25 protein-coding genes and 1 tRNA gene are annotated in these 21784 nt (G+C 66.6%); 19 read left to right on the top strand and 7 right to left on the bottom strand.

The genetic code is table 11. From position 1 onward, the window contains the following. Positions 1-19 precede the first annotated feature (19 nt). Genes VI056_11400 through ricT form a run of 5 tightly spaced genes read left to right on the top strand, consistent with a single transcriptional unit; the run spans position 20 to position 4949 of the window. Positions 20-553: an HNH endonuclease gene (locus VI056_11400; protein HEY6203635.1), complete on the top strand. Its 534-nt coding sequence runs from the start codon at positions 20-22 to the stop codon at positions 551-553. Positions 554-593: 40 nt separating this feature from the next. Continuing rightward, positions 594-1736 (top strand): glycosyltransferase family 4 protein, encoded by a 1143-nt coding sequence (locus tag VI056_11395; protein ID HEY6203634.1) that lies wholly within the window; start codon positions 594-596, stop codon positions 1734-1736. Positions 1737-1746: 10 nt separating this feature from the next. Further along, positions 1747-2886, top strand: coding sequence for a glycosyltransferase family 4 protein (locus VI056_11390; protein ID HEY6203633.1), 1140 nt, complete (start codon positions 1747-1749; stop codon positions 2884-2886). Positions 2887-2907: 21 nt separating this feature from the next. Continuing rightward, positions 2908-3942 carry a DNA polymerase III subunit gene (locus tag VI056_11385; protein HEY6203632.1) on the top strand — a complete coding sequence of 345 codons (1035 nt, stop codon included), beginning with the start codon at positions 2908-2910 and terminating at the stop codon, positions 3940-3942. Next, positions 3942-4949: a regulatory iron-sulfur-containing complex subunit RicT gene (ricT, locus tag VI056_11380; GenBank protein HEY6203631.1), complete on the top strand. Its 1008-nt coding sequence runs from the start codon at positions 3942-3944 to the stop codon at positions 4947-4949. The genes VI056_11385 and ricT overlap by 1 nt, the downstream gene beginning before the upstream one ends. A gap of 92 nt (positions 4950-5041) precedes the next feature. Here the strand turns inward: ricT and VI056_11375 are convergent, their stop codons facing one another. The 4 genes from VI056_11375 to VI056_11360 are packed head-to-tail and all read right to left on the bottom strand — an operon-like array spanning position 5042 to position 9369. After that, on the bottom strand, positions 5042-5503 hold the full coding sequence (locus VI056_11375; GenBank protein HEY6203630.1) for a DinB family protein: 462 nt from the start codon (positions 5501-5503) through the stop codon (positions 5042-5044). Beyond that, entirely contained in the window at positions 5500-6480 is a 981-nt protein-coding gene (locus VI056_11370; protein HEY6203629.1) for a polyprenyl synthetase family protein, read from the bottom strand. The genes VI056_11375 and VI056_11370 overlap by 4 nt, the downstream gene beginning before the upstream one ends. A 51-nt stretch (positions 6481-6531) precedes the next feature. Continuing rightward, positions 6532-8889, bottom strand: coding sequence for a transglycosylase domain-containing protein (locus tag VI056_11365; protein ID HEY6203628.1), 2358 nt, complete (start codon positions 8887-8889; stop codon positions 6532-6534). A 45-nt stretch (positions 8890-8934) separates the two neighbouring features. Next, positions 8935-9369, bottom strand: a complete 435-nt coding sequence (locus tag VI056_11360; protein HEY6203627.1) for a hypothetical protein — start codon at positions 9367-9369, stop codon at positions 8935-8937. A gap of 95 nt (positions 9370-9464) precedes the next feature. Here VI056_11360 and VI056_11355 point away from each other — a divergent pair, with 95 nt between their 5' ends. Together VI056_11355 and VI056_11350 are read left to right on the top strand one after the other, a co-directional pair. Continuing rightward, positions 9465-10643, top strand: a complete 1179-nt coding sequence (locus tag VI056_11355) for an ATP-binding protein (protein ID HEY6203626.1) — start codon at positions 9465-9467, stop codon at positions 10641-10643. 16 nt (positions 10644-10659) lie between these two features. Continuing rightward, positions 10660-10851 carry a hypothetical protein gene (locus VI056_11350; protein ID HEY6203625.1) on the top strand — a complete coding sequence of 64 codons (192 nt, stop codon included), beginning with the start codon at positions 10660-10662 and terminating at the stop codon, positions 10849-10851. A 2-nt stretch (positions 10852-10853) separates the two neighbouring features. Here VI056_11350 and VI056_11345 read toward each other — a convergent pair whose 3' ends face one another. Both VI056_11345 and VI056_11340 read right to left on the bottom strand, forming a co-directional pair. After that, a complete protein-coding gene (locus VI056_11345; GenBank protein HEY6203624.1) occupies positions 10854-11117 on the bottom strand; it encodes a GlsB/YeaQ/YmgE family stress response membrane protein in 264 nt (87 codons plus the stop codon). A 64-nt stretch (positions 11118-11181) separates the two neighbouring features. Beyond that, positions 11182-11253: transfer RNA gene (locus tag VI056_11340), tRNA-Arg, on the bottom strand. A gap of 36 nt (positions 11254-11289) precedes the next feature. Between VI056_11340 and tatC the strand changes: the two genes are divergently transcribed. Next, the gene (tatC, locus tag VI056_11335) at positions 11290-12012 is read left to right on the top strand and encodes a twin-arginine translocase subunit TatC (protein ID HEY6203623.1); all 723 of its coding nucleotides are present in this window, start codon (positions 11290-11292) and stop codon (positions 12010-12012) included. Here tatC and VI056_11330 read toward each other — a convergent pair. Further along, positions 11918-13261, bottom strand: coding sequence for a replication-associated recombination protein A (locus VI056_11330; protein ID HEY6203622.1), 1344 nt, complete (start codon positions 13259-13261; stop codon positions 11918-11920). The two genes, tatC and VI056_11330, sit on opposite strands and share 95 nt — an antisense overlap. A 49-nt stretch (positions 13262-13310) precedes the next feature. On the opposite strand from VI056_11330, the gene VI056_11325 reads away from it, so the two are divergent. From VI056_11325 to VI056_11275, 11 genes are all read left to right on the top strand, one after another. Beyond that, on the top strand, positions 13311-13577 hold the full coding sequence (locus tag VI056_11325; protein ID HEY6203621.1) for a metal-sensing transcriptional repressor: 267 nt from the start codon (positions 13311-13313) through the stop codon (positions 13575-13577). Next, a complete protein-coding gene (locus VI056_11320; protein ID HEY6203620.1) occupies positions 13574-13942 on the top strand; it encodes a hypothetical protein in 369 nt (122 codons plus the stop codon). Before VI056_11325 ends, VI056_11320 begins: the two co-directional genes overlap by 4 nt. After that, the gene (locus VI056_11315; protein HEY6203619.1) at positions 13926-14279 is read left to right on the top strand and encodes a hypothetical protein; all 354 of its coding nucleotides are present in this window, start codon (positions 13926-13928) and stop codon (positions 14277-14279) included. Before VI056_11320 ends, VI056_11315 begins: the two co-directional genes overlap by 17 nt. A gap of 66 nt (positions 14280-14345) precedes the next feature. Beyond that, complete coding sequence (locus tag VI056_11310) at positions 14346-14642, top strand: metalloregulator ArsR/SmtB family transcription factor (protein ID HEY6203618.1); 297 nt, start codon at positions 14346-14348, stop codon at positions 14640-14642. Further along, on the top strand, positions 14639-15289 hold the full coding sequence (locus VI056_11305; GenBank protein HEY6203617.1) for a CDP-alcohol phosphatidyltransferase family protein: 651 nt from the start codon (positions 14639-14641) through the stop codon (positions 15287-15289). The genes VI056_11310 and VI056_11305 overlap by 4 nt, the downstream gene beginning before the upstream one ends. Positions 15290-15297: 8 nt before the next feature. Next, complete coding sequence (locus VI056_11300) at positions 15298-16434, top strand: inositol-3-phosphate synthase (GenBank protein HEY6203616.1); 1137 nt, start codon at positions 15298-15300, stop codon at positions 16432-16434. Continuing rightward, positions 16434-17345, top strand: a complete 912-nt coding sequence (locus tag VI056_11295; GenBank protein HEY6203615.1) for a lysophospholipid acyltransferase family protein — start codon at positions 16434-16436, stop codon at positions 17343-17345. Before VI056_11300 ends, VI056_11295 begins: the two co-directional genes overlap by 1 nt. Before the next feature lie 50 nt (positions 17346-17395). Then, a complete protein-coding gene (locus VI056_11290) occupies positions 17396-18193 on the top strand; it encodes a lysophospholipid acyltransferase family protein (protein HEY6203614.1) in 798 nt (265 codons plus the stop codon). Further along, positions 18180-18902: a PHP-associated domain-containing protein gene (locus tag VI056_11285; protein HEY6203613.1), complete on the top strand. Its 723-nt coding sequence runs from the start codon at positions 18180-18182 to the stop codon at positions 18900-18902. Before VI056_11290 ends, VI056_11285 begins: the two co-directional genes overlap by 14 nt. Then, positions 18899-20026, top strand: a complete 1128-nt coding sequence (locus VI056_11280; GenBank protein HEY6203612.1) for a glycosyltransferase family 4 protein — start codon at positions 18899-18901, stop codon at positions 20024-20026. The genes VI056_11285 and VI056_11280 overlap by 4 nt, the downstream gene beginning before the upstream one ends. Positions 20027-20095: 69 nt before the next feature. Next, complete coding sequence (locus VI056_11275; GenBank protein HEY6203611.1) at positions 20096-21748, top strand: ABC transporter substrate-binding protein; 1653 nt, start codon at positions 20096-20098, stop codon at positions 21746-21748. Positions 21749-21784: the final 36 nt, after the last annotated feature.

Below are 21784 nucleotides of genomic sequence, written 5' to 3'. Positions count from 1 at the left end.
CTGCCCGTAGAATCGGAACATGGCGGTCGTCGACGCGAACGTACTGGTGCTCAACCTCGACTTTCAGCCGCTGAACGTGTGCAACGTGCGGCGTGCCGTCGTCCTGCTCTCGAAACAGAAGGCCACGGTCATCGAGCAGAACGGTCACATCGTGACGAGCGAGCGCCTCAGCTTCCAATCGCCCTCGGTGATCCGCCTCGTCTATCACATCAAGCGGCCGCGTCCGGTCGTGAAGCTCACGCGCAAGGAGATCCTCCAGCGCGACGACCACACCTGCCAGTACTGCGGCAAGCGAGGGAACGACCTCACGCTGGATCACGTGATGCCGCGTCATCGTGGCGGGCAGCACACCTGGGACAACGTCGTTGCCGCGTGCCGCGGCTGCAACCACCGCAAGGGCGGGCGCACGCTGTCGGAGTCGCATATGACGCTCCTCCGCCAGCCGAAGCGGCCACCGGCCACGCCGACCTACCTGTACTCGTCGTATGTTCGTGCGGGCGAGCGCGCATGGGCGAAGTTCATCGGTATGGACGAGACCGCGGCCGCATCCTGACCGGCGGGGCGGCAGCGACTTTGCACGGGAGCGTCTTCGCATGAAGGTCCTCTTCACGAAACGCACGTACGCACCGATGGGTGGATCGGAAAGCCTCACCTACCAGTGGGCCACGCGTCTTGCCGCGCGCGGTCACGACGTTCGCGTTGTCTGCGGTCAAGCGTTCGACGACCGGCCTCGCTTCGAGGACCGCGGTGTCGATGTCATCCAGGTGAAACCGCGCGGTGGCTTCCTCGGGCACGTCGCCGACGCGTCCACACTCGTGGACCTCATGCGCATCGAGGAGCTCGAGCGCTACGCCGAGGATCGCGACCTCGTCCACAACGTCAGCCGCGAGTACCTTGACAGCTCGCTCAATGTCGCGGACGAGCTCGACCTTCCGATCGTCCTGACCCCGCTGGCGCATCCCGGCCAGTTCCATGGCGGCGACACGCCCGCTGACTTCCTGCGCTATCGGCGTGCATCGGTCATCACGACGATGACCGAATGGGAGCGCGCCTGGTTCGGTGGGCTGGGTGTCGATCCGTATCGCGTGATCACGACGGGCACGGGCGCGAACGCGCTGCGTTCTCACGATGGCGTCGGATTCCGCGCGCGTCATCGGATCCCAGCGGACGCGCCCGTGATCCTCTACATCGGGCGACGCGAGCGCTACAAGGGATACATCCACCTGCTCGACGCTGCGGAGCTCGTGTGGCAGCGCCACAACGAAGCGCGGTTCGTCTTCATCGGCGTGCCCGGCTTTTACGGCGCGATGGTCGACGAGTTCGCGCGCTATACCGATGACCGGATCATCGAGATCGAGCGCGCCGGCGCGGCGGAGAAGTCGGCCGCGCTCGACGCGTGCGACCTGTACGCGATGCCATCGGTCCACGAGACGTTCGGCATCGGCTATCTCGAGGCGTGGCTGCACGAGAAACCGGTCATCGGTGGCGACATCCCGCCGCTCCGCGAGGTGATCGCGGACGGCGTCGACGGTCTGCTCGTCGCGCAGAAGGTCGCCGACATCGCGAGCGCGGTGACGCGTCTGCTCGATGATCCGGCGCTGCGCGCTGCGATGGGCCGCGCAGGCAACGCGAAGCTGCACGAGCGGTGGGATTGGGATCGCGTCATGGACCGTGTCGAAGACGCGCATCGCCGCGCCGTCGGTGCTCATCTGCCGGCAGACGAGGCGCTCGCCTAGCCTTCCACGCGTGCGCATCGTCATCGCGAAGAAGCTCCTCTCGACGATCGGTGGATCCGAGGCCCTCGCGCGTTCCCTTGATCGCGAGCTGCGAGCGCTCGGCCACGACGTGACCCTCGTCGGTCTGCGGCCGGCCTGGACGCGACCCGGCGTGCCGCGCGAAACGCTCGCGGCGCCGCCCGGACCGGTGACGATCCACTCGAATGGAGCGCACTTCGTGTTCCTCCCGGCGCGCGGCGGTCGCGTTGGAGCGGCCATCGACGGACTGTTCCCCACCGCGCTGGTCGATGCGGAGGATCTGCGTCGCGTCGTGGCCGGAGCGGACTTGGTGCATTCGATCGCGCGCGAGTGGGCGGGGCCCCTCGAGCGCGCGGCACGGGCCGTCGGCGCCGCGTTCGTTGAGACGCCGCTCGTCCACCCTGGGCAGCCGTTCTCCGGCGCCGGCCGCGGCGACATAGCGCGTTACCGCCGTGATGACGCCGTCATCGCGCTGACGGAGTGGGAAGCCGGCTGGTACCGCGAGCGCGGTGTCGGCCAGGTGCACGTCACAGGCGTCGGGCCGAACCTGCACGCACTGCCCGAGACGAGGCGCGAAGATGCGACGATCCTCTTCGTTGGGCGACGCGAGCGCTACAAGGGTTATCACGCGCTGCGCGCGGCGGCGCCGCTTGTATGGGCGGAGCGACCGGACGCGCGCTTCGTCACGATCGGACAGGCGGCGTGGAACGCGTTCCTGGACCGAGGCCTTCATGACGCGCGCTGGATCGATCGCGGGATCGCGACCGAGGGCGAGAAGGCAGAGGCGTTCGCGCGCGCAACGATCTTCGCGATGCCATCGGACCACGAGACGTTCGGCCAGAGCTACCTCGAGGCCTGGAGCGCCGGCCTCCCGGTGATCGCGGGCGACATCGCGCCGCTGCGCGAGGTCGTCCGCGAAGGAGTCGACGGTCTGCATCTGAAGAACGAGCCGCGCGCGATCGCCGACGCGATCCTCGCGCTGCTCCGCGATCCCGAGCGAGCTCGCGAGATGGGAACGGCGGGACGAGAACGCGTATCTCGCGAATTCTCATGGCCGGCGGTCGCGCGGCGGACGGAGGTCGCGTACGCGGCGGCGGTGGAGGTGCGCGACGGGCGGCGCGCGCGGACGTAACCCATACAATCCTGGCGTCCCGTGCGAGATGTGATCGGGCAGCGTCGCCTGCTCGCCAGGCTTGGCGAGCGAGCGGTCCGCGGCGACGTGGCCCATGGATACGAGCTCAGCGGTCCGCGGTCGATCGGGAAGCACACGCTGGCACTGCGGTTGGCGCAAACATTGAACTGCGCGACGCAGCCGGCGGTGCCGGGCGGATGCGGTGTTTGCGTCGCCTGCCGGAAGATCGAGCGCGGTCTGCATCCGGACGTCCGCGAGGTCACACGACTCGTGGATCAAGCGAAGCGCGACGACCGCAAGAACATAACGATCGAGCAGATCCGCGAGATGCAGCAGGACCTGGCGCTGCGTCCGCTCGAGGGGCGAAAACGCTTCGTGATCATCGACGACGCCGCCGACCTGTCCGAGCACGCCGAGGTCGCGCTCCTCAAGACCCTCGAAGAGCCGCCGCCACACGCCGTGCTTCTGCTGATCACCCCGACACCTTCCCGGCTCCTCGAGACGATCCGGTCGCGCCTGCAGCCGCTGCCGTTCCGTTCGGTCGCTCGTCTGGACATCGAACGCGCGTTGGTCGCGCGGTTCGGCCAGGACGCGGCCCGCTTCGCCGCACCGGCGGCCGGGAAGCCCGGCATCGCCTTCGCACTCGCGACGGACGAGAGCGCGCGCGCGGCGCGCACACAGTCCGAGGCCGAGTTCTACCGTCTTGTTGGAAGCAGGCTGACCGAGCGCTTCGCATGGGCCGCGGCACTCGCGGACGAGCGCGATTCCCAGAAGCGCGGCGAGCTCATCGAAACGCGTCTTGTGAACTGGAGCGAGCTCGTCCGAGATGCCGCCGTCGCCGCGACCGGCGTGGCCGATCGCGCGATGCGGCCAGATCGCGCTGACGAGAGCCGCCGTCTCGCGGCGAAGGTCACGACACGCGACCTCGTGGACCTCGCGCAGCGGATGGAGCGATGGCGCCGCGACGTCGTCGAGACGACGGTCAGCGCGCGCATGCTGCTCGAGCTCTTCGCGCTGCGACTCCCGTACGACGAGACTTTCGCGGAGGCTGCCTGATGCGTACCGTCGTCGGCGCTCGATTCATGAAGGCCGGACGCATGTACTTCTTCGACCCCGGACCGGTGGTCGACTACCGCGTCAACGACTGGATCATCGTGCGCACCGAGCTCGGCGTTGACGCCGCCCGCGTCCAGATCCTGCCGACCGACTCGCCCCTCGTGCAGATCGACCCGCCACTCGGCACCGTTGTGCGCAAAGCGACGGTCGGCGACGTGCTCGAGATCAACAAGCGCGAGCGCATGGATGCCGACGCGGCGCTCGTCGCGGCCGAGATGGCCCGCGCGAGATCGCTCCCGATGAAGATCCTCGGGACGGACTGGCAGTTCGACGGATCGGCGCTGACGATCTTCTACTCGATCGACCCGTCGGGGCGCGGGCCCGCCGACGGCGACCTCGCGGAGCTGAGTGACGCCTTCGCGGCGCACTTCGGAACTCGCGTCGAGCTGCGTCGCCTCGGCGCACGCGACGAGACGAAGGTGATGACAGGTGTCGGCACGTGTGGCCGCGAGCTCTGCTGCTCGAGCTGGCTCGACAAGTTCTCCAACATCTCGATCCGGATGGCGAAGGAGCAGGACCTTCCGCTCAATCAGTCGAAGCTCACAGGCGTGTGCGGCCGTCTCAAGTGCTGCCTCATCTACGAGCTCGAGACCTATCAAGAGGTGAAGGGCAAGCTCCCGAAGCTCGGCGAGACCTTCCACATTCCCACCTGTGTCAGCGGTTCGTGCGGCACGTCGGGGTGCGCGACGACACAGGGCGTCAACGTCGTCAAGGAGTCCATCGTGGTCGGACTCATGGACGGCGGCCGCGCGGAGTACACCGCCACGGAGCTCGGCGTGACGTTCGATCCGGTCACCGCGCACACGCGCGGCGTTGGGTCGTACGGCGGCGACGAAGTCCTGCGACAAGAGCGGCCTACGCCAGTCCAAGACGGCGGAGCAAAGCGAAAGCGCCGCCGCCGCGGACGGCGGGGCGGACGCGACCGCGGGAGTCCGCCAGCGAGCTAGCGGCGGCGCGGTCGGGGGCTAGGGCCGTGGGTGACGCGGCGAGCGAGAACCTCGAGCCGCGGCAGGACCCGCGGCGCGGGCGCTTCCGACCTCTAGCCGCGCTCCTTGACGAGATCGCGCGTCAATTCCGCTTGTCCGGCGTGCTCGGCGGCGTGCGCCACCGCGTGCACGAGCACTCCGTGAATCGTGCGCAGGCGCGACGGCTTCGGGACCTCGTCATCGAGGCGTCCGGGTGGCAAATTGTCGATCGTCTCGACGATCTTCCGACGCACGGTGTCCCAGTGCGCGCGGATCGGCGAAAGGTCTCCTCGCGCCGCGAACTCCTCCTCACGCGTCCCGCTCACCTCACCACCGCCGACGGTGCGGACCACGTGGCGTTCGGCGGCTCCAACGGTGTGCGCGGCGAGCACGAGCAGGCTGTTGGCTCCCTTCGTCTTCGGTGTCCATGACAGCTGCGTCGCGTCCAGACCCTCTGCCGCGCCGAGCACGCGCTCGACCTCTTCGAATAGGCGGTCGCGCATCTCCGCGAGCGCGGGTTTCGGTACTGGACTCACCGCACGCGGCTGACGACGAAGTCGGCGACCGTTCGCAGCGCTTCACGCTCGCCACGCGCCGGCAGACCGTCGAGCGCGCGGAGCGCGGCGTCGTGGAACGCGAGGGCACGCGCACGCGCGCGCTCAGGCCCGCTGCTGGCGCGGATGATCCGCAGGAGCTCGACCACTTCGCCGCGTGACTTGCCGGGCGCGACAATGCGACGCGCGAGCTCGCCGTCCTCGCCACCGGACTCCGCAGCCGCATAGATCATCGGCAGCGTCGCCATGCCCTCCTCGAGATCGCGCCCAACGGCTTTGCCGAATTCAGCCTCGTCACCGACGAGATCGAGGATGTCGTCGGTCATCTGGAAGGCGAGCCCGAGATTCGTGCCGAACGCGCCGAGCGCCGCCACATGCTCTGGATCCGCCTCGGTCAGCAGCGCGGCACCCTGGCAGCACGCGGCGTACAGCGACGCGGTCTTGAGCTCGATGCGCTCGAGGTACTGCGCCTCGGTCGGCATCGTCGGAGGCGACGTGACCTCGTTCAGCTCGCCGTCGCATAGCGCGAACACCGTCTGCGCGACGATCGCTATCACCTCGGGCTTCGGCAGGACGGCCGCGAGCGCGTACGCCTTCGCGAAAAGGTAGTCGCCGACGATGAGCGCGACATCGCCGTCCCACATCGCGTTCACGGTCGGGATATTTCTGCGGACATCGGCGCGATCGACGATGTCGTCATGGACAAGCGACGCGGTGTGCACGAGCTCGAGCGACTCGGCGAGGTTGAGCACCGTCTCACGATCGTCGCGCGTCCCGAAGCGCGCCGACAGGAACACCAGCGTCGGTCGGAGAAGCTTTCCCGGTGTCTGGAAGACGTGCTCGACCGCGGCCTGGAACGTCGGATGTCCGCCCCGACCCACAGCCAGAAGCCGGCGCTCGAGTTCCTGGAGCTCACCTTCAACAGGCGCATAGAAGGCCGCGCTCGACACCGCTCCCATGAGTTGAGTCTATGTGCGAGACGACACGATGACCCGCGGCGCGCAGGTCGACTACGGCCGCTTGGTGGGTCTAGGTTGCGGTGTCGGGATCGGCGTGCGGCCGACAGGTGGCGGCGTGAAGTTCGGGTTCGACGGCCCACCGGATGGACTCGCCGACGGTTTCGCCGCGAACCCACAGATCGTCCAGCTGAAGCGGCCGTAGCTGTACGAACCCGAGACAGCGCCCGAGGCCCACGAGTTGTAGTACGGCTGCCAATCGGCGAACGGCGCGACGAGGCGGATGCCGCACGAGGTGTAGAAATCAGCGTCGTTCGTCTTAGGCTCGGTGCCCTCGACGTAATGCTCGGTGAAGCGGTAGCTGGCGGGACAGTTCGGTCCTGGCAGAACGCCGGAGCCGTTGCCACCCATAAGCGATGGGTTCACGCATACGACACGGTCGACGATGCCCGCGGGCTTGTCGTACCAGGTGGCCGGCAGACCGCCGACGACCGTTTTCATGTAGTCGCGCCAAAGAATGCCCGGGCCGAGCGCGGACGAGATCCCACGCATCTCGGAGTTGTCCGAGTTACCCATCCAGATCGCCGTGAGCCGCTGCGGCACCCATCCGATGGCGAGGACGTCCTGGAGGTTGTCCGTCGTTCCGGTCTTCAGCGCGGCGGTGCGCCCGATGTTCGTCCACGGCCCGAAGACGAACGAGCCCTGCGGGTTGGTGTTGTCCTTCAGGATGTCGGCCAGGATCCACGCCTGTCGCGGATCGATGACCTGCTTTCCCTCGGCCTTCGACCAGTCCCGTACGACCTTGCCACTTGGATCGAGGATCTTGTAGATCATCGTCGGCTCCACGCGCACGCCCATGTTCGCGACGACCTGGTAGGCGCTGGCCATGTCGATGAGGCGCATCTCGCCGGCGCCGATGCCGAACGAAAGTCCGAGCTGCGTGCGGTCCCAGTCGCGATCGATGCCGAGCTGATGGACCGTGTCGATGATCGCATCGACACCGACCGTCCGCGTGACCTGGAGCGCGGGTAGGTTGAGCGACTCGCGGAGCGCCTGACGCATCGTCGTCGGGCCGTGCTGCTCCTTCGTCGCATCCTGGGGCTTGTACACGGACCCGCTGCCGTCGCCCATCTGCCACCCGATGTCATAGAGCCGCGTCGATGCGGTCATGCCTGCTTTGAGCATGCCAGTGAGATACGTGAACAGCTTGAACGTCGAACCGGGCTGCCGGTACGCGATGCCGGCGTGGTCGTAGTCACCCTGCATCTTCGGTGTGTTGCCGTAGTAGTCGTAGCTCCCGACGTAGGCGAGGACCTCGCCGGTCGTCGGATCCATCGTGATGAGCGCGGCGTTGTTCACGTTGAAGCCCTTGAGGGAGTCGACGTGATCGCGGACTTCCTTCTCGGCGAGCTGCTGCATGTTCCAGTCGAGCGTCGTGAAGACGGTATAGCCGCCGCGATACGCGGCCTTCTCGCCCAGCTCGCGGATGATCTGCTCCCGGACCCGGAATGTGAAGTGCGCCGCGTAGAGCGATGTCGTCGCCGCCTTCACGACGATCGGCTCGGCCTTTGCCGCGTCGGCCTCGCTGAGGGTGATGTAGTTGCTATCGACCATCGCGTCGAGCACCTGCCCGCGCCGTGCCTTCGCGGCGTCCGGGTTCTGAACCGGGTCGTAGTCCGACGGACGCTGCGCGAGTCCGGCGAGCATCGCCATCTGACCGATCGTGAGCTTCATGAGGTCAGGCTGATCGAAGTAGGTCTTCGACGCCGCCTCGACCCCATACGCCTGATTGCCGTAATAGATCTGGTTCAGGTACATCTCGAGGATCTGCTTCTTGCTGAAGGTGCGCGTGGCCTCGATCGCGAGGATCGCCTCTTTGATCTTGCGGGTGAAGGTCGGCTCGTCGCTCAGCAGCCGCGTCTTGATGAGCTGCTGCGTGATCGTCGAGCCACCTTGAGAGATCGTCCCGCTCGACGCGTTCGCGTTCAGCGCGCGGACGATCCCACCGATGTCGACGCCGGGATTCGTCCAGAACGACTTGTCCTCGATGGCGATCGTCGCTTCCTGCATCTTCTGCGGGACGGCGTCGAGGCTGACCAGCTCGCGACGCTCATCCTCGAGCGTGTAGAGAAGATGCTCTCCCGAGCGGTCGTAGATCTTCGTTGTGAGGGGGACGGGGACATTGACGAGGTCCTGAGCGGACGGGAGATCAGCCGAGAAATAGCCGAAGACCGCGGCCGCCGCGACGCCCCCCATTGCGAGCATCGCCAGGAAGAAAGCGCCGATGCCGCCGGCGAGCGGTCCCAGGCGCTGCCCGCCGCCCGGGCGGCGCGACAGGCGCCCGCCCTTCCTCAGTGGGAAGCGGTACGAGCGGTAAGAGCGTCCCAGGGTGGACCGGCCGGTTACTGCCATGCGCAAGTTGTAACGAATGCACGGTTCGTGCCATTAGCAGGGCGCTCACCGCCTGCTCGGCAGCACCCCACGCAAACGCTTCAGCAGCGCTGCCAGTGGCGACATTTGCGGCGCCGCAAGCGCTTCCCGAAGCCGACGCTGGGCTGCGCGAGCATCGCCCTCCCACGTCTCGATGAGCATGCGATCGTCGTCACGGAGGGTGTTCGCGGGACCGCGCCGTTCCATCGCCGACTCGGCGTCGGGGACGCGGGCATAGAGATCATTCAGCATCCCGTACGCGGTCTTCAGGCCGACCTCGATCGTCGCGCGGTGTCGGATGAATTCGCCGTTCTCCAGCACCACCGCCTGGTGGGTCTGATCGAACATCGACGTCAGCTCGAGATTCGCGGCGAGCTCGCGATCGATGTCGGCAGCGGCGCGTTCCAGCCGCCGTCGTTCCTCGGGGTCCGGCTGACGCAAGAGCCGGCGGAAGAAGCCCACACGTCGATGCTCCCACAGTCGCGTTGACGCATCGCGTGCTTCCTATTGATACATCCGATGTATATTCACGGTAGGTGCCAGGACCGTTCGGGCGCGTGAGCGCTCCCCCGCCCCACTTCCCGGTCGGCGGGCCGGTGCCCGCATCCGACCTCGTCGGGCGCGAGACATACATCCGTCGTCTCGGCGAGCGCCTCGGTGATGGCAATCACGTCCTCGTGGCAGGGCCGCGGCGCATCGGCAAGACCTCGATCATCCTCGAGGTCCTTCGGCGACTGAAGCGCCGAGGCGCGCTCACCGCGTACGTCGATTGCCTGGGAGCGACGGATATCCGGGGCCTCGGCGAGCGGCTGATCGATGCGGTGCTCGAGAACGTCTCGGGCGTCGAGCGGAGCTTCGAGCAGGCCAAGGCGGTCGCGGCGGGGATGCGCCCGTCGGTCAAGGTGAGGTACGAGCACATCGAGCTGGCGTTGCAGCTCGCGCGCGAAAAGAACGCACAGCGCTTCTTCGAGGGAGCGCTCGACCTGCCGCGAGCGCTCGCGACGCGGACCGGCAAGCGCGTGGTCGTCGCGTTCGATGAGTTCCAGGCCGCCGGGCGGCTCGGCCCGCGCGTGTTCGATGTCATGCGGACGCATTTCCAGGCCCAGAAGGGCGTCGCCTACGCGTTCCTCGGCTCGGAGGAAGGGATCCTCGAACAGCTCTTCAGCGAGAAGGGCCGGGCGTTCTACCGGTTCGCGGTCCCGATCGATCTCGCCGAGGCCGGCGGGCATCGCTTTGGCATCGCGCCAGACGACTGGCTGACATACCTGCGCGAGAAGTTCGCCGAGAAGAAGATCGCCATCGACGACACGAGCGTCGATCGCCTGCTCGACGCCACCGGAGGACATCCGCAGGATACGATGCAGGTCTGCGCCGCGCTCTATTACCTGATGCGTGACGCTGCGCAGCGCGTCGTCACGGCGGACCTTCTCGCGATCGCGTACGAACAGGCACTTCGCGAGCTAGAACGGCCATTTGCGCTGCACTGGTCGGAGCTGGGACAGCAGAAGTACCTTCAGCTGGTCGCGACGCGCGTCGCGCAGGGCGCGGTGCTGTTCGGGTCGGATACGACGCCCCCGGTGCCGCGCCCCGAAGTCCTACGCGCGCTCGAATCGCTGCGGGCTCGTGGACTCGTGACACGCCTCGGCCGCGGGCGCTACGAATTCGTCGAGCCGATGTTCGGCGAATACGTGCGACGGGTGGCGGGAACCGAAGCCGCTATCGTTCCCAAGCGTTGAGAGCACCGAAACGTTGATGGCAACTCTTGAGCTACGGAAAGGCGCGCAGGTGCTCTACAGATCTCCCGTCGCGGACATGTGGCAAGAGGGCGAGCTGGTCCGTGGTTCGACAACGGGTGAGGAGTGGCTGGTCAGGAACCGCTTCGGCCAGTACTGGGTGCCCGTGACCCAGCTGCGACCCGCATCGGGGCCGCAGCCGGGTCACTAGGTCTAGACCGTTGTCGTCGCGCGACTGCCGACCGCTCGCCAGATCAACAGCACGATGATCGAGCCGATGATCGAACCGATGAGACCGGCAGCTGAGACCTCGAGGGTCCCGCCGAACAGCAGCGCTGCCAGCGTTCCACCGACGAGAGACCCGACGATGCCCAGGACCATCGTCCCGAGCCAGCCCATTGGGTCCGGACCGGGCACGAGCGCGCGAGCGATGAAGCCCGCGACGAGCCCGATCAGAAGGAATGCAATTAGGCCCATGTGAACACCTCCGCAGAAATATCAGAACCAGTGGGTGCAGAAGGCGTGCCGCGGGCGATTTCTGTACCCCCGAGGCGGATCGAACGCCTGTCTACGGCTTCGGAGGCCGCCGCTCTATCCACTGAGCTACGGGGGCGAACAGGTCAAGTGTACCTACGCTAGCGTGACGCGGATGTCCGAACGCGACAAGGAGCTGTCCCTCGTCCAGCATCTGAAAGAGTTCCGCGACCGCCTGATGGTCGCGTCCATCGCGGTCGTGGCGACGACGGCGATCTCGTTCCTCTTCGCGACCGACATCATCAGGATCCTGCTGGTCCCGGCGGGGGTCGATCATCTCATTGCCCTGAGCCCGACGGAGAACTTCACGACGTACATGCGGGTCGCGCTGTTCAGCGGCATCGCGCTCGCGATGCCCGTGATCCTGTTCGAGATCTACGCGTACATCGACCCGGCGCTGCACCCCAACGAGCGGCGCTTCGCCCTCACGGCCGGTCCGTTCGTGCTCCTGCTATTCGTCGCGGGAATGCTCTTCTGTTACTACGGCCTCTTGCCGAGCTCGCTGAAGTTCCTCGTGAATTTCGGCAGCCCGGTGATCGAGAACCAGCTGCGCGCGTCTGAGTACCTCTCCTTCGTGACCACGTTCATCCTCGGGATGGGCATCGTCTTCGAGGTGCCGGTGCTCATCTACGCGCTCGTGCGCGTTCATGTCCTCAACCGCGCGTGGCTAGCGAAGCAGCGTCGCTACGTCATCGTGATCGTCCTGATCATCGGCGCGATCATCACGCCGACCCCCGATCCTTTCAATCAGCTCCTGGTCGCGGTCCCGATGTACCTGCTGTTCGAGCTGGGTCTCTTCCTCGCACGCTTCGGCGGAGGTCCTCGAGCCGCGCCTTGAGCTTGGCCTCGGCTCCGAGCTCGGTCGGCACGTAGTAGCGACGGCCTTCGAGTGACTCGGGCAGATAGCTCGTGTCCGGTGCGACGTGGTCCTCGTAGTCGTGCGCGTACTTGTAGTCCTTCCCGTACCCCAGCTTCGACATGAGTGGCGTAGGCGCGTTGCGCAGGTGCAGCGGCACGGGATCGGCGCGGGTCTCGGCGAGGTCCTTCTGCAGCTCCCCGAGCCCGCGCTTCAGCGAATCCGACTTCGGCGCGAGCGCGAGGTAGACCGTCGCCTCCGCCAACGGGAACCATCCTTCGGGGAACCCGATGAGATGCGTCGCCTGCTGAGCCGCCGACGCGATGACCAGCGCCTGCGGATCAGCTAGCCCGATGTCCTCGCCGGCGAGGATCACGATCCGGCGAGCGATGAACATCGGATCCTCACCTGCGTCGATCATCCGCATGAGCCAGTAGAGCGCAGCGTCGGGATCCGAGCCGCGCACGCTCTTGATGAACGCGCTGATGGTGTCGTAGTGCATGTCGCCGGCGCGGTCGTAGAGCAGACTGCGCCGCTGCATCGCCTCGCGGACGTCGGCCAGATCGATCGCGCGCTTTCCGTCCGGGCCAGGTTTGATCGCGTCGAACGCGAGCTCGAGCGCATTCAGCGCCACCCGCGCGTCGCCGTTCGAGACCGCGATAAGGGCGTTCTCCGCATCCGGCGTCAGCACTACCTTTCCAGCAAGTCCGCGCTCGTCCTGCATCGCGCGCCGAACGATGGTCCGCACGTCCTCTTCGGAGAGCGGCTGCAGGACGTAGACGCGCGAGCGCGACAGGAGCGCGGAATTGACCTCGAACGACGGGTTCTCGGTCGTGGCACCAAGGAAGGTGACGTCACCATTCTCGACGTACGGCAGAACGACATCCTGCTGCGCCTTGTTGAACCGATGGATCTCGTCGATGAACAGCACGGTGCCCTGGTTGGTCAGCTGTCGTAGCTTGCGCGATTCCTCGATGATCTTGCGCAACTCAACGACGCCGCTGGACACAGCGGAGATCGCCACGAATCGGGCCTTGGCCTTTTGCGCGGCGATCGCGGCGAGCGTCGTCTTTCCGGTGCCGGGCGGGCCCCACAGGATCATCGAAGGGATCTGCCCGGCATCGATAGCGCGGCGCAGCATGCGGCCGTCGCCCACAAGGTGCGGCTGTCCGACGAACTCGCCGAGGTCGCGCGGCCGCATGCGCGCGGCGAGCGGTTGCGCGGAGGCCATCAGCGGATTCTGACACCGGACCCCCTCCACCCGGGGGTACGATGCGGCCGTGAATGAAGAGAGCCGCAAGGACGTCAGCGCGAGACTTCGCTCGAGCACCGGCCACCACAAGGCGGTGGAGCGAATCGTCGAAGAGGACAAGTACCGCGTCGACGTCCTCAAGCAGACGATGGCGATCGAGAAGGCACTGGAACGTGTCGACGCGCTCGTGCTCGAGCGGCACCCGGAGACGTGCGTCGCCGACGCGTTCCGTCAGGGAGGCTCGGAGACGACCAACAAAGAGCTCGCGGAGATCTTCAGCACCGCTCGCAAGTGACGCTGCTGTACGCGATCGGTGCCGGCGCGCTGACGAATGTCGCCGTCTCGATCATCGGCCGTCTCCTCCGTCTCGTGAACGTGCGGTTCGATCCCAGCGGCGAGTCCCTCGTGGTGGGCGTGGCCGCCGCGGTCATCGTCGCCGCTGTTGGGCTCGGAGCGCGCCGCGAGCTCGTCAGGCTCGCGCTGCTCGGCCTCGCCGCTCACGCGGCGCTCGTGATCAACCGGTTCCTCGGGGTGGCATTCACCGGACGCACTCCCACTGACGGCACCACTGACGCGTTCCTTTTCACGCCGCTCGCGCTCGGGCTGCTCGTTGGCGGACTGGCCGGCGCCCTTCCTGGCCCAGGTGCTCGGCGACACTGAGCTGGGCACCGCTCTGCTCTCACTGCCCCTCATCCTCGCCGGGCCGCTGGCCGGCGGAGCGCACGCTGCGCGGGCCGGAGCCGACTACCGCTCCATCGCCTTCCTCGGTACCTACATGACCTTTCCCATCATCATCGCGCTCGTGGCTGGGACCGTCGGCGGCGTCGGTGCGCTCAACGACCCGCGCTTCGACAGCGTGGCCGGGCACGTACGCGGCACGATCGTCCTGTCGTGGTTCCTCGTGCTCATGCGCCTCGCAGGATGGCCGCTTGGAGCGGCATTCGCCCAGGGGTTCCTCACGACAGAGCCCTCCGCGCGCGCGGAGCATGCCCCCTAGGCGACACTTCAACTTTTGTTTAAGATGCGTAGCGGGCGGTCATCGTGGCGTCCATGAAGGGGAGCGATGCTCAGTCAGTCGTACCTTCGCGAGCTCAAGGCATTCCATCGCGCGCTCGGTGATGTCACGCGCCTGCGGGTCGTGCAGATCCTTGCGACCGAAGGTGAGTTCCCGGTCTCCGAGCTCGTACGCCGTCTGCGGATCAGCGCGCCGCTCATGTCGTGGCACCTCCGGCGCCTCACGCGAGCCGGCATCGTGCGGACCGAGCGCGTTGGTCGGGAGGTGCGCTGCTCCTTCGATCGACAGCACTTCACGCAAATGCAGGAGCGCAGCTTCCGCGCGCTCATGAACCGAGTGTCGTGAGCATCGTCCCGGATCGTCTCGCGAAGACGACGCGTGGCGGCATCGCGCCCGTCGCGCGCTGGTTGCATGCGCTCGGGGTCAGCGCCAACGCGGTCACGGTGCTGGGCTTCCTCATCACGGTCGCTGGCGCCGCGCTGCTGTCGACCGGCCAGCCCTGGCCCGCGCTCGGGGTCTTGCTCGTCGGGACGCTCAGCGACACGCTCGACGGTCAGATCGCGCGCGCGGCCGGCGGTGGCACCCCCTTCGGCGCGTTCCTTGACTCGACGCTCGACCGTCTCTCCGACGCGGCGCTCGCGATCGCTGCGGTCCAGCTTGGGGCCTCGATGTTCGAACCGTTAGATCCCTTCTTCGTGTCGCTCGGCACGGCGGACATCCTGTTCTGGGGCGGCCTCCTGCTGCTCGTCGCGTCCTTCGTGGTGAGCTACATCCGCGCCAAGGCCGAGTCGCTCGGCGTACGGGCGAGCGTAGGCCTCGCGCCGCGTGAGGCGCGTATCGCGATCTATCTCTTCGGCGTGGCGGCCTGGGCCGCCACCGGCAACCCTCAGCTCTTCGCAGCGGCCGTTCTGGTCGCCGCGTTCCTCGCGACCGTCACCGTCATCCAGCGCATCGCCCATATGGCGACAGTGCTCGATGAAAAGAAAGGTTGAAATAACAGATGCCTGCAAAGAAACGAACGACCGGCGGCCGCACCGGTGGTCGCAAGATCCGCGTCGCGATCATCGGAGTCGGCAACTGCGCGAGCTCGCTCGTGCAGGGCGTCCACTACTACCGCAACGCCAAGTCCGGAGACCCGATCCCCGGGATCATGCACGTCGAACTCGCCGGCTATCACATCCGAGACGTCGAGTTCGTCGCCGCATTCGACGTCGACAAGAACAAGGTCGGCAAAGACCTCGCCGATGCGATCTACGCGAAGCCGAACAACACGTATCGGTTCGCGGACGTCCCCAAGACGGGTGTGAAGGTCAGCCGGGGCATGACGCACGACGGCATCGGCAAGTACCTGGCGAAAGTGGTCATCAAGGCGCCCGGCGAGACGGCGGACATCGTGAAGATCCTGCGGGACACGAAGACTGACGTGGTCGTCTCCTACCTTCCCGTCGGCAGCGAGGAGGCCACGAAGTGGTACGTGGAGCAGGTCCTCGAGGCGGGCTGCGCGTACATCAACTGCATCCCGGTCTTCATCGCCCGCGAGCCGTACTGGCAGAAACGCTTCGCAGCCAAGGGGCTACCGATCATCGGCGACGACATCAAGTCGCAGGTCGGCGCGACCATCACGCACCGCGTGCTCACTCGACTCTTCATGGACCGCGGGGTGCGTCTCGATCGAACGTACCAGCTGAACTTCGGCGGGAACACCGACTTCCTGAACATGCTCGAGCGCGAGCGTCTCGAATCGAAAAAGATCAGCAAGACGAACGCGGTGACAAGCATGCTCGACTACCCTCTGGACCCAGATGATGTCCACGTTGGTCCGTCCGACTACGTGCCATGGCTGCTCGACCGGAAGTGGTGCTACATCCGCATGGAAGGCACGACCTTCGGCGACGTGCCACTCAACGTCGAGGTCAAGCTCGAGGTGTGGGACTCGCCGAACAGCGCGGGCGTCGTGATCGACGCGATCCGCTGCTGCAAGCTCGCGCTCGACCGCGGCCTCGGCGGCACGATCGTGGCGCCGTCGGCGTACTTCATGAAGTCGCCGCCGCGTCAGATCCACGACGACAAGGCGCGCGAGGGTGTCGAGTCGTACATCAAGGGCACCGACCAGACGACGCTGTCGGGAAAGGCCTAGTGCGGCTGCGCGTTCCCTTCGATGGCCTCTACTGGTCCTGGCGCGTCGCTGCCACCCTGGTGCAGCACCTTCCGGCTCGACTCGTGTACTCGGGCGCCGTGGTCGGCGGCGAGTTCGCCTACCTCCTCTGGCGCCGCAGACGCGAGATCACCAAGAGCAACTTCGCCGTCGTCCTGGGGCGACCGGCCGGGGACCGCGAGGTGGCCCAGGTATCCCGACGCGCGTTCCGCAACTTCGGCAAGTACCTCACCGAGATCATGCGGTTCCCATCGATGGGTCACGCCGAGCTGCACGAGCTCGTGAAGATCGATCCGACGTCGCAGGCTCATCTGCAAGCAGCTCGCGACCACGGGCGCGGGATCATCTTCGTCTCGGCCCACTTCGGCAACTTCGAGATCGGTGGCGCGCGCATCGCACAGGAGATCCCGCTCACCGTCGTCGCTGACGAGCTGGAGAACACGCGGCTCATGGACTTCCTCGTGACGAACCGCGAGCACAAGAACGTCGTCATCCTTCCACCCGAGGGTGCGACGCGCCGCGTGCTCGCCGCGCTGCGCCGGAACGAGATGGTCGGTTTCATGATGGATCTCGGACCGCGCGCCCATGAGCTCGACAACGTCGAGGCGACGTTCTTCGGGGTGCGCACCGCGTTCCCGACCATCGCCGCCGCGCTCGCCCGCGTATCCGGGGCGCCGATCATCGTCGCGGCGGTGACGCGTGGCCGCGACAATTCATTCAAAGGTGTGGCCGTGCCACCGATCTTCGTCGCGCGGACGAAACAAGCCGCGAGCGACCTCGAACGCGCGACGCAGGCGATCGTGCACGCGCTCGAGGGGCTCATGCGACCCGAGCCCGACCAGTGGTACATCTTCCGCCCGATGTGGCCGGCGCAACTGGACGCCGCGACGTAGCGATGCTGACGGGAGCGCTCTCCCGCGCGGCGGAGCGCACCCTGCCCCTCATGCCGAGGGGGGTCGTCGGCCCGTTCGCCGAGGTCATCGGCACGCTTGCCTTTCTCGCGGCGCCCGGCGCGAGGCGCGCGGTCCGCGGCAACCTCGCCGTCATCTCACCGGGACGGAGCGGCAACGGCGCTGTGCGTCGCGTGTTCGTCGAGCAGGCGCGCAACTATGTCGAGATCTTCTCGATCCCGAGTACGGATCCGAAGAAGCTCCTTGCCGAGGTGCGGGCCGATGGTTGGGAACATGTGTCCCACGCGTACGAACAGGGAAAAGGCGTGATCCTGGCCAGCGCTCACCTGGGGCCGGTATCTTTCGTGGGACAGATCGTGCTCGCGCACGGATACCCGGTCGCGCTGCCCGTAGAGGTCGCGACGTCTGAATTCCAGCGCTCAGTGAACCGAGCGCGCGGCGGCGCCGGCCTGCAGCTCATCAATACGGACTCGGCGCTGGGCATCTTCCGCTTCCTCCGCGAGGGCAAAGTGCTGGGCATCCTCGCGGACCGCGCGGTCACCGGCGTTGGCGAGCGGGTCGAGTTCTTCGGACGGCCGGCGCTCTTGCCGTCCGCGGCGGTCGTGCTGTCGATGCGCACCGGCGCGCCGCTCGTGCCGTCGTTCGCCGGGCGCGGCGACGGCGTGCTCACAGCGCGGTTCGAGCCACCGCTCGAGATCCCGAATACGGGAGACCGCTCCGCCGACGTTCGCGAGGGCGTGCAGCGATTCGCGCGCGTGCTCGAGCGCTACGTTCGGAGCGCTCCAGAGCAGTGGACCGTGTTCGAGGACTTCTGGCGTGGGACGCGCTGACCTCCAGCTGCACTCCGACCTTGGTGATGGACTCGCATCGCCGGAGGCGATCCTCGACGCGGCGGAGCGCGCGGGCCTCGACATCATCGCGCTCACCGACCACGACGACATCCGCGGCGCCTTCCTGCTGCGCGACATCGCGGCACGCCGGTCGAGCCCGGTGGAGATCGTCCCGGGCGTCGAGGTCACGACGCGCTCGGGTCACCTGCTCGCGCTCTGGATCGAAGAGGAGATCCAGATGTTCGCCTCGGTCGCCGACACGGTGTCGCGCATCCATCACGCCGGTGGCGTGGCGATCGTGCCGCACCCGCTCTCCTACCTCACGTTCTCGGTCGGTGAGGGGGCACTCCGCGCGCTGGCCGCCGCGGCCGATCCGCTCGTGCATATCGACGGGATCGAGACGCGCAATCCGTCCTACGCGGGCCGGGTCCGAGCCGCGCGCTCGGTCTGGCTCAACGAGAAGGTGCTGCACGTCGCCGAGACCGGTTCGAGCGACGCCCACCACGCGAACCTGGTCGGTACGACCTGGACCGAGTTCGCTGGAACAGACAGTGCCGCCCTGCGGCGGGCCATCGCCGATCGCGCGACGCGGCCGGACGGACGACACTGGACGCTCGGCGAGCATCTGGACGGGGTCGCCTTGCAGCAGTGGCGTTCGATGGTGCGCGATCCAGTGAAGCGCGCGAGGAGACGGATCCGGAAAAAATGAAGATCGGGATCGTGTCCCCGTATGCGTATCCGCGGCCCGGTGGCGCGAACGCGCACATCCGCGAGACCTACGAGCGCCTCCGCGACATGGGACATGAGGTGCGCATCATCACCGCGCCGTGGGGCGACGACCCGCCCGCGCGCGACGTGATCCAGGTGGGTCAGGCGATCGCAGTCCCTTTCAACGGAAGCATCGGTCGCGTGACGCTTTCACTGCGCCTCGAGTGGCTCGTATCGCGCATGCTGGAACGCGAGAAGTTCGACATCATCCATCACCACGAGCCGTTCGTGCCGTTCCTCTCGTTCCAGATCCTCGATTCCGCGAAGTGCCCCCACGTCGCGACATTCCACGCCTTCGGCGGGTTCTCCGTGTCGTACTGGGCCGGCCGCATCGCGCTCGACCGCTACATGAACAAGCTCGACGAGAAGATCTGCGTGTCGAGCGCCGCTCGGCATTTCATCTCGGCGTACTTCCCGGGCAACTACCGGATCATCCCGAACGGCGTCGACGTCGACTTCTACGCGAATGCGCGGCCGTTCCCAGAGTTCAGGGACGGCAAGGCGAACATCCTCTTCGTCGGAAGGCTCGAGCCGCGCAAGGGCGCGATGTATCTGTTGCAGGCGTATGCGAAGCTCAAACCCAGGTATCCGGACACGCGACTGATCATCTGTAACTGGGGGCCGCAGCTCGGGAAGCTACGACGATTCGTGCACGACAACCATCTGCAGGACGTGCTGTTCGCCGGCCGCGTCGACGACATCGACAAGGCGCGCTTCTACAAGACCGCCGACATCTTCTGCGCTCCGTCGACCGGACAGGAGTCGTTCGGCATCGTGCTGCTCGAGGCGATGGCCGCAGGCCTGCCGGTCGTGGCGAGCGACATCCACGGCTACAAGCGTGTCGTACAGCGGAATGTTTCCGGGCTCTTGGTCGAACCAAAGGATCCCGAGGCCATCGCGGCGGCGCTGGAGCGCCTCATCTGCGACCCTGCTCTGCGCGTACGACTTGGAGAGGCGGGCGCGAGGCGCGCGCCCGAATTCGACTGGTCGCATGTCACCGCTCAGCTCGTCGGCGTCTACGAAGAGGTGATCCAGGGGCGCCAGGCGGCGGTACGAGTCTCGTAGTCCGTGTCGCTTCGCGGTACCGTCTTTCCGCCACGCACAGTACATTTCCGCGCCAAGGGGGTGGAAGCCGTGCTTCGTTCGCGAATCGCGCCCGTTATCGCTCTCGCTCTGGTTCTCGCCGCCTGCACCCAGGCGGCCAAACCGCCGACGACAACGGTCGCGCCTTCTGTCGCAGGAGGCGAGAAACCGGTATCCGGGGGCACGCTCACGTTCATCGTGAACGCGGAGCCGCCGTCGTTCGACGGACATCGCGAGACGACATTCGCGCTGCTACATCCGATCGCGCCGCACTACAGCCTGTTATACAAATTCGACCCGAACGACCTCACCAAGGTGATCCCGGACGTCGCCGCCGAACAGCCCGCGGTCTCCGCCGACAAGATGACGGTCACTGTGAAGCTGCGCCAGGACGTCAAGTTCCACGACGGGACCGGAATGACGTCCGAGGACATCAAGGCGACCTACGACAAGATCATCTTCCCGCCGACCGGCGTGCTCTCGCCCCGCGCGGGCGCGTACGCGGTCGTATCCGCGGTGAACGCGACGGACAAATACACCGTCGACTTCAAGCTGAAGTACCCGTCGGCCTCGTTCCTGACCAACCTCGCATCGCCGTGGAACTTCATCTACAGCGCGGCGAAGCTCAAGGCCGACATCCACTTCTACGAGAAGAACATCATGGGTACCGGTCCCTTCCTCTACGACGGCAACACCAAGGGCCAGGACTGGAAAGGCAAGAAGAACCCCGACTACTTCGGCAAGGACAAGGACGGCACCAAGCTTCCGTACCTTGACGCCTACAAGGCGCTCATCATCACCGACGCCAACGCCGGCGTGACCGCGATCCGCAGCAAGCAGGCGATGATCGAGTTCCGCGGGTTCACGCCCTCACAGCGCGACGACCTGTCGCGCTCGCTGCCGAATGACCTCGCGATCCAAGAAGCGCCGTGGATCTGCGTGAACTACGTCGTGCCGAATACGACGAAGAAGCCGTTCGACGACCCGCGCGTGCGCCGCGCGCTGACCCTCGCGGTTGACCGCTGGGGAGGCGGCGAGGCGCTCTCGAAGACGACGATCGTGAAGGACGTCGGCGGGCTCATGCGCCCGAAGGGTCCGTTCGCCGAGAGCGACACCGACCTGGTGAAGATCGCCGGCTTCGGCAAGGACGCCAAGGCGAACAAGGACGCGGCGAAGAAGCTGCTGGCCGACGCCGGAGTGCCGAATCTTTCGTTCAAGTTCCTCAACCGCAACATCCAGACGCCGTACGAGCCCGTCGCCGTCTACCTCATCGATCAATGGAAGCAGGTCGGCATCACGGCGACACACGACGTCAAGGAGACGTCCGCATATCAAGCGGATCTCCGCGCAGGCACGTTCGAGGTCGCGCTCGACTTCAACTGCGACTTCCTCGACGAGCCGGACCTTCAGCTCGCCAAGTTCTGGTCCGCAAGCAAGGCCGGTAAGGGACTCAACTTCGCGTACTACGACGACACCAAGCTCGACGGGATGATCGACGCGCAGAGCCGCGAGACCGACCCGGCCAAGCGCGTCAAGCTCGTCGGCGACATCGAGCGCTACGCGATGGACGAGATGGCCTATCAGTACCCGGTGCTTTGGTGGTACCGGATCATTCCGTACTTGAGCGTCGTTCGCGGCTGGAAGATCGGCTCGAACCACTACACGAACCAGGACCTGACAACAGTCTGGGTGGCGAAGAAGTAGCGGATTAGCGCACTAGCGGGGGCCGCCCGACACTAG

It is taken from the genome of Candidatus Limnocylindria bacterium (genome assembly GCA_036523395.1).
In the GTDB taxonomy this organism is placed as follows: domain Bacteria; phylum Chloroflexota; class Limnocylindria; order P2-11E; family P2-11E; genus CF-39.
Note: the sequence above shows the minus strand (reverse complement) of the source record. Positions and strands in the feature narration are given on the sequence as shown.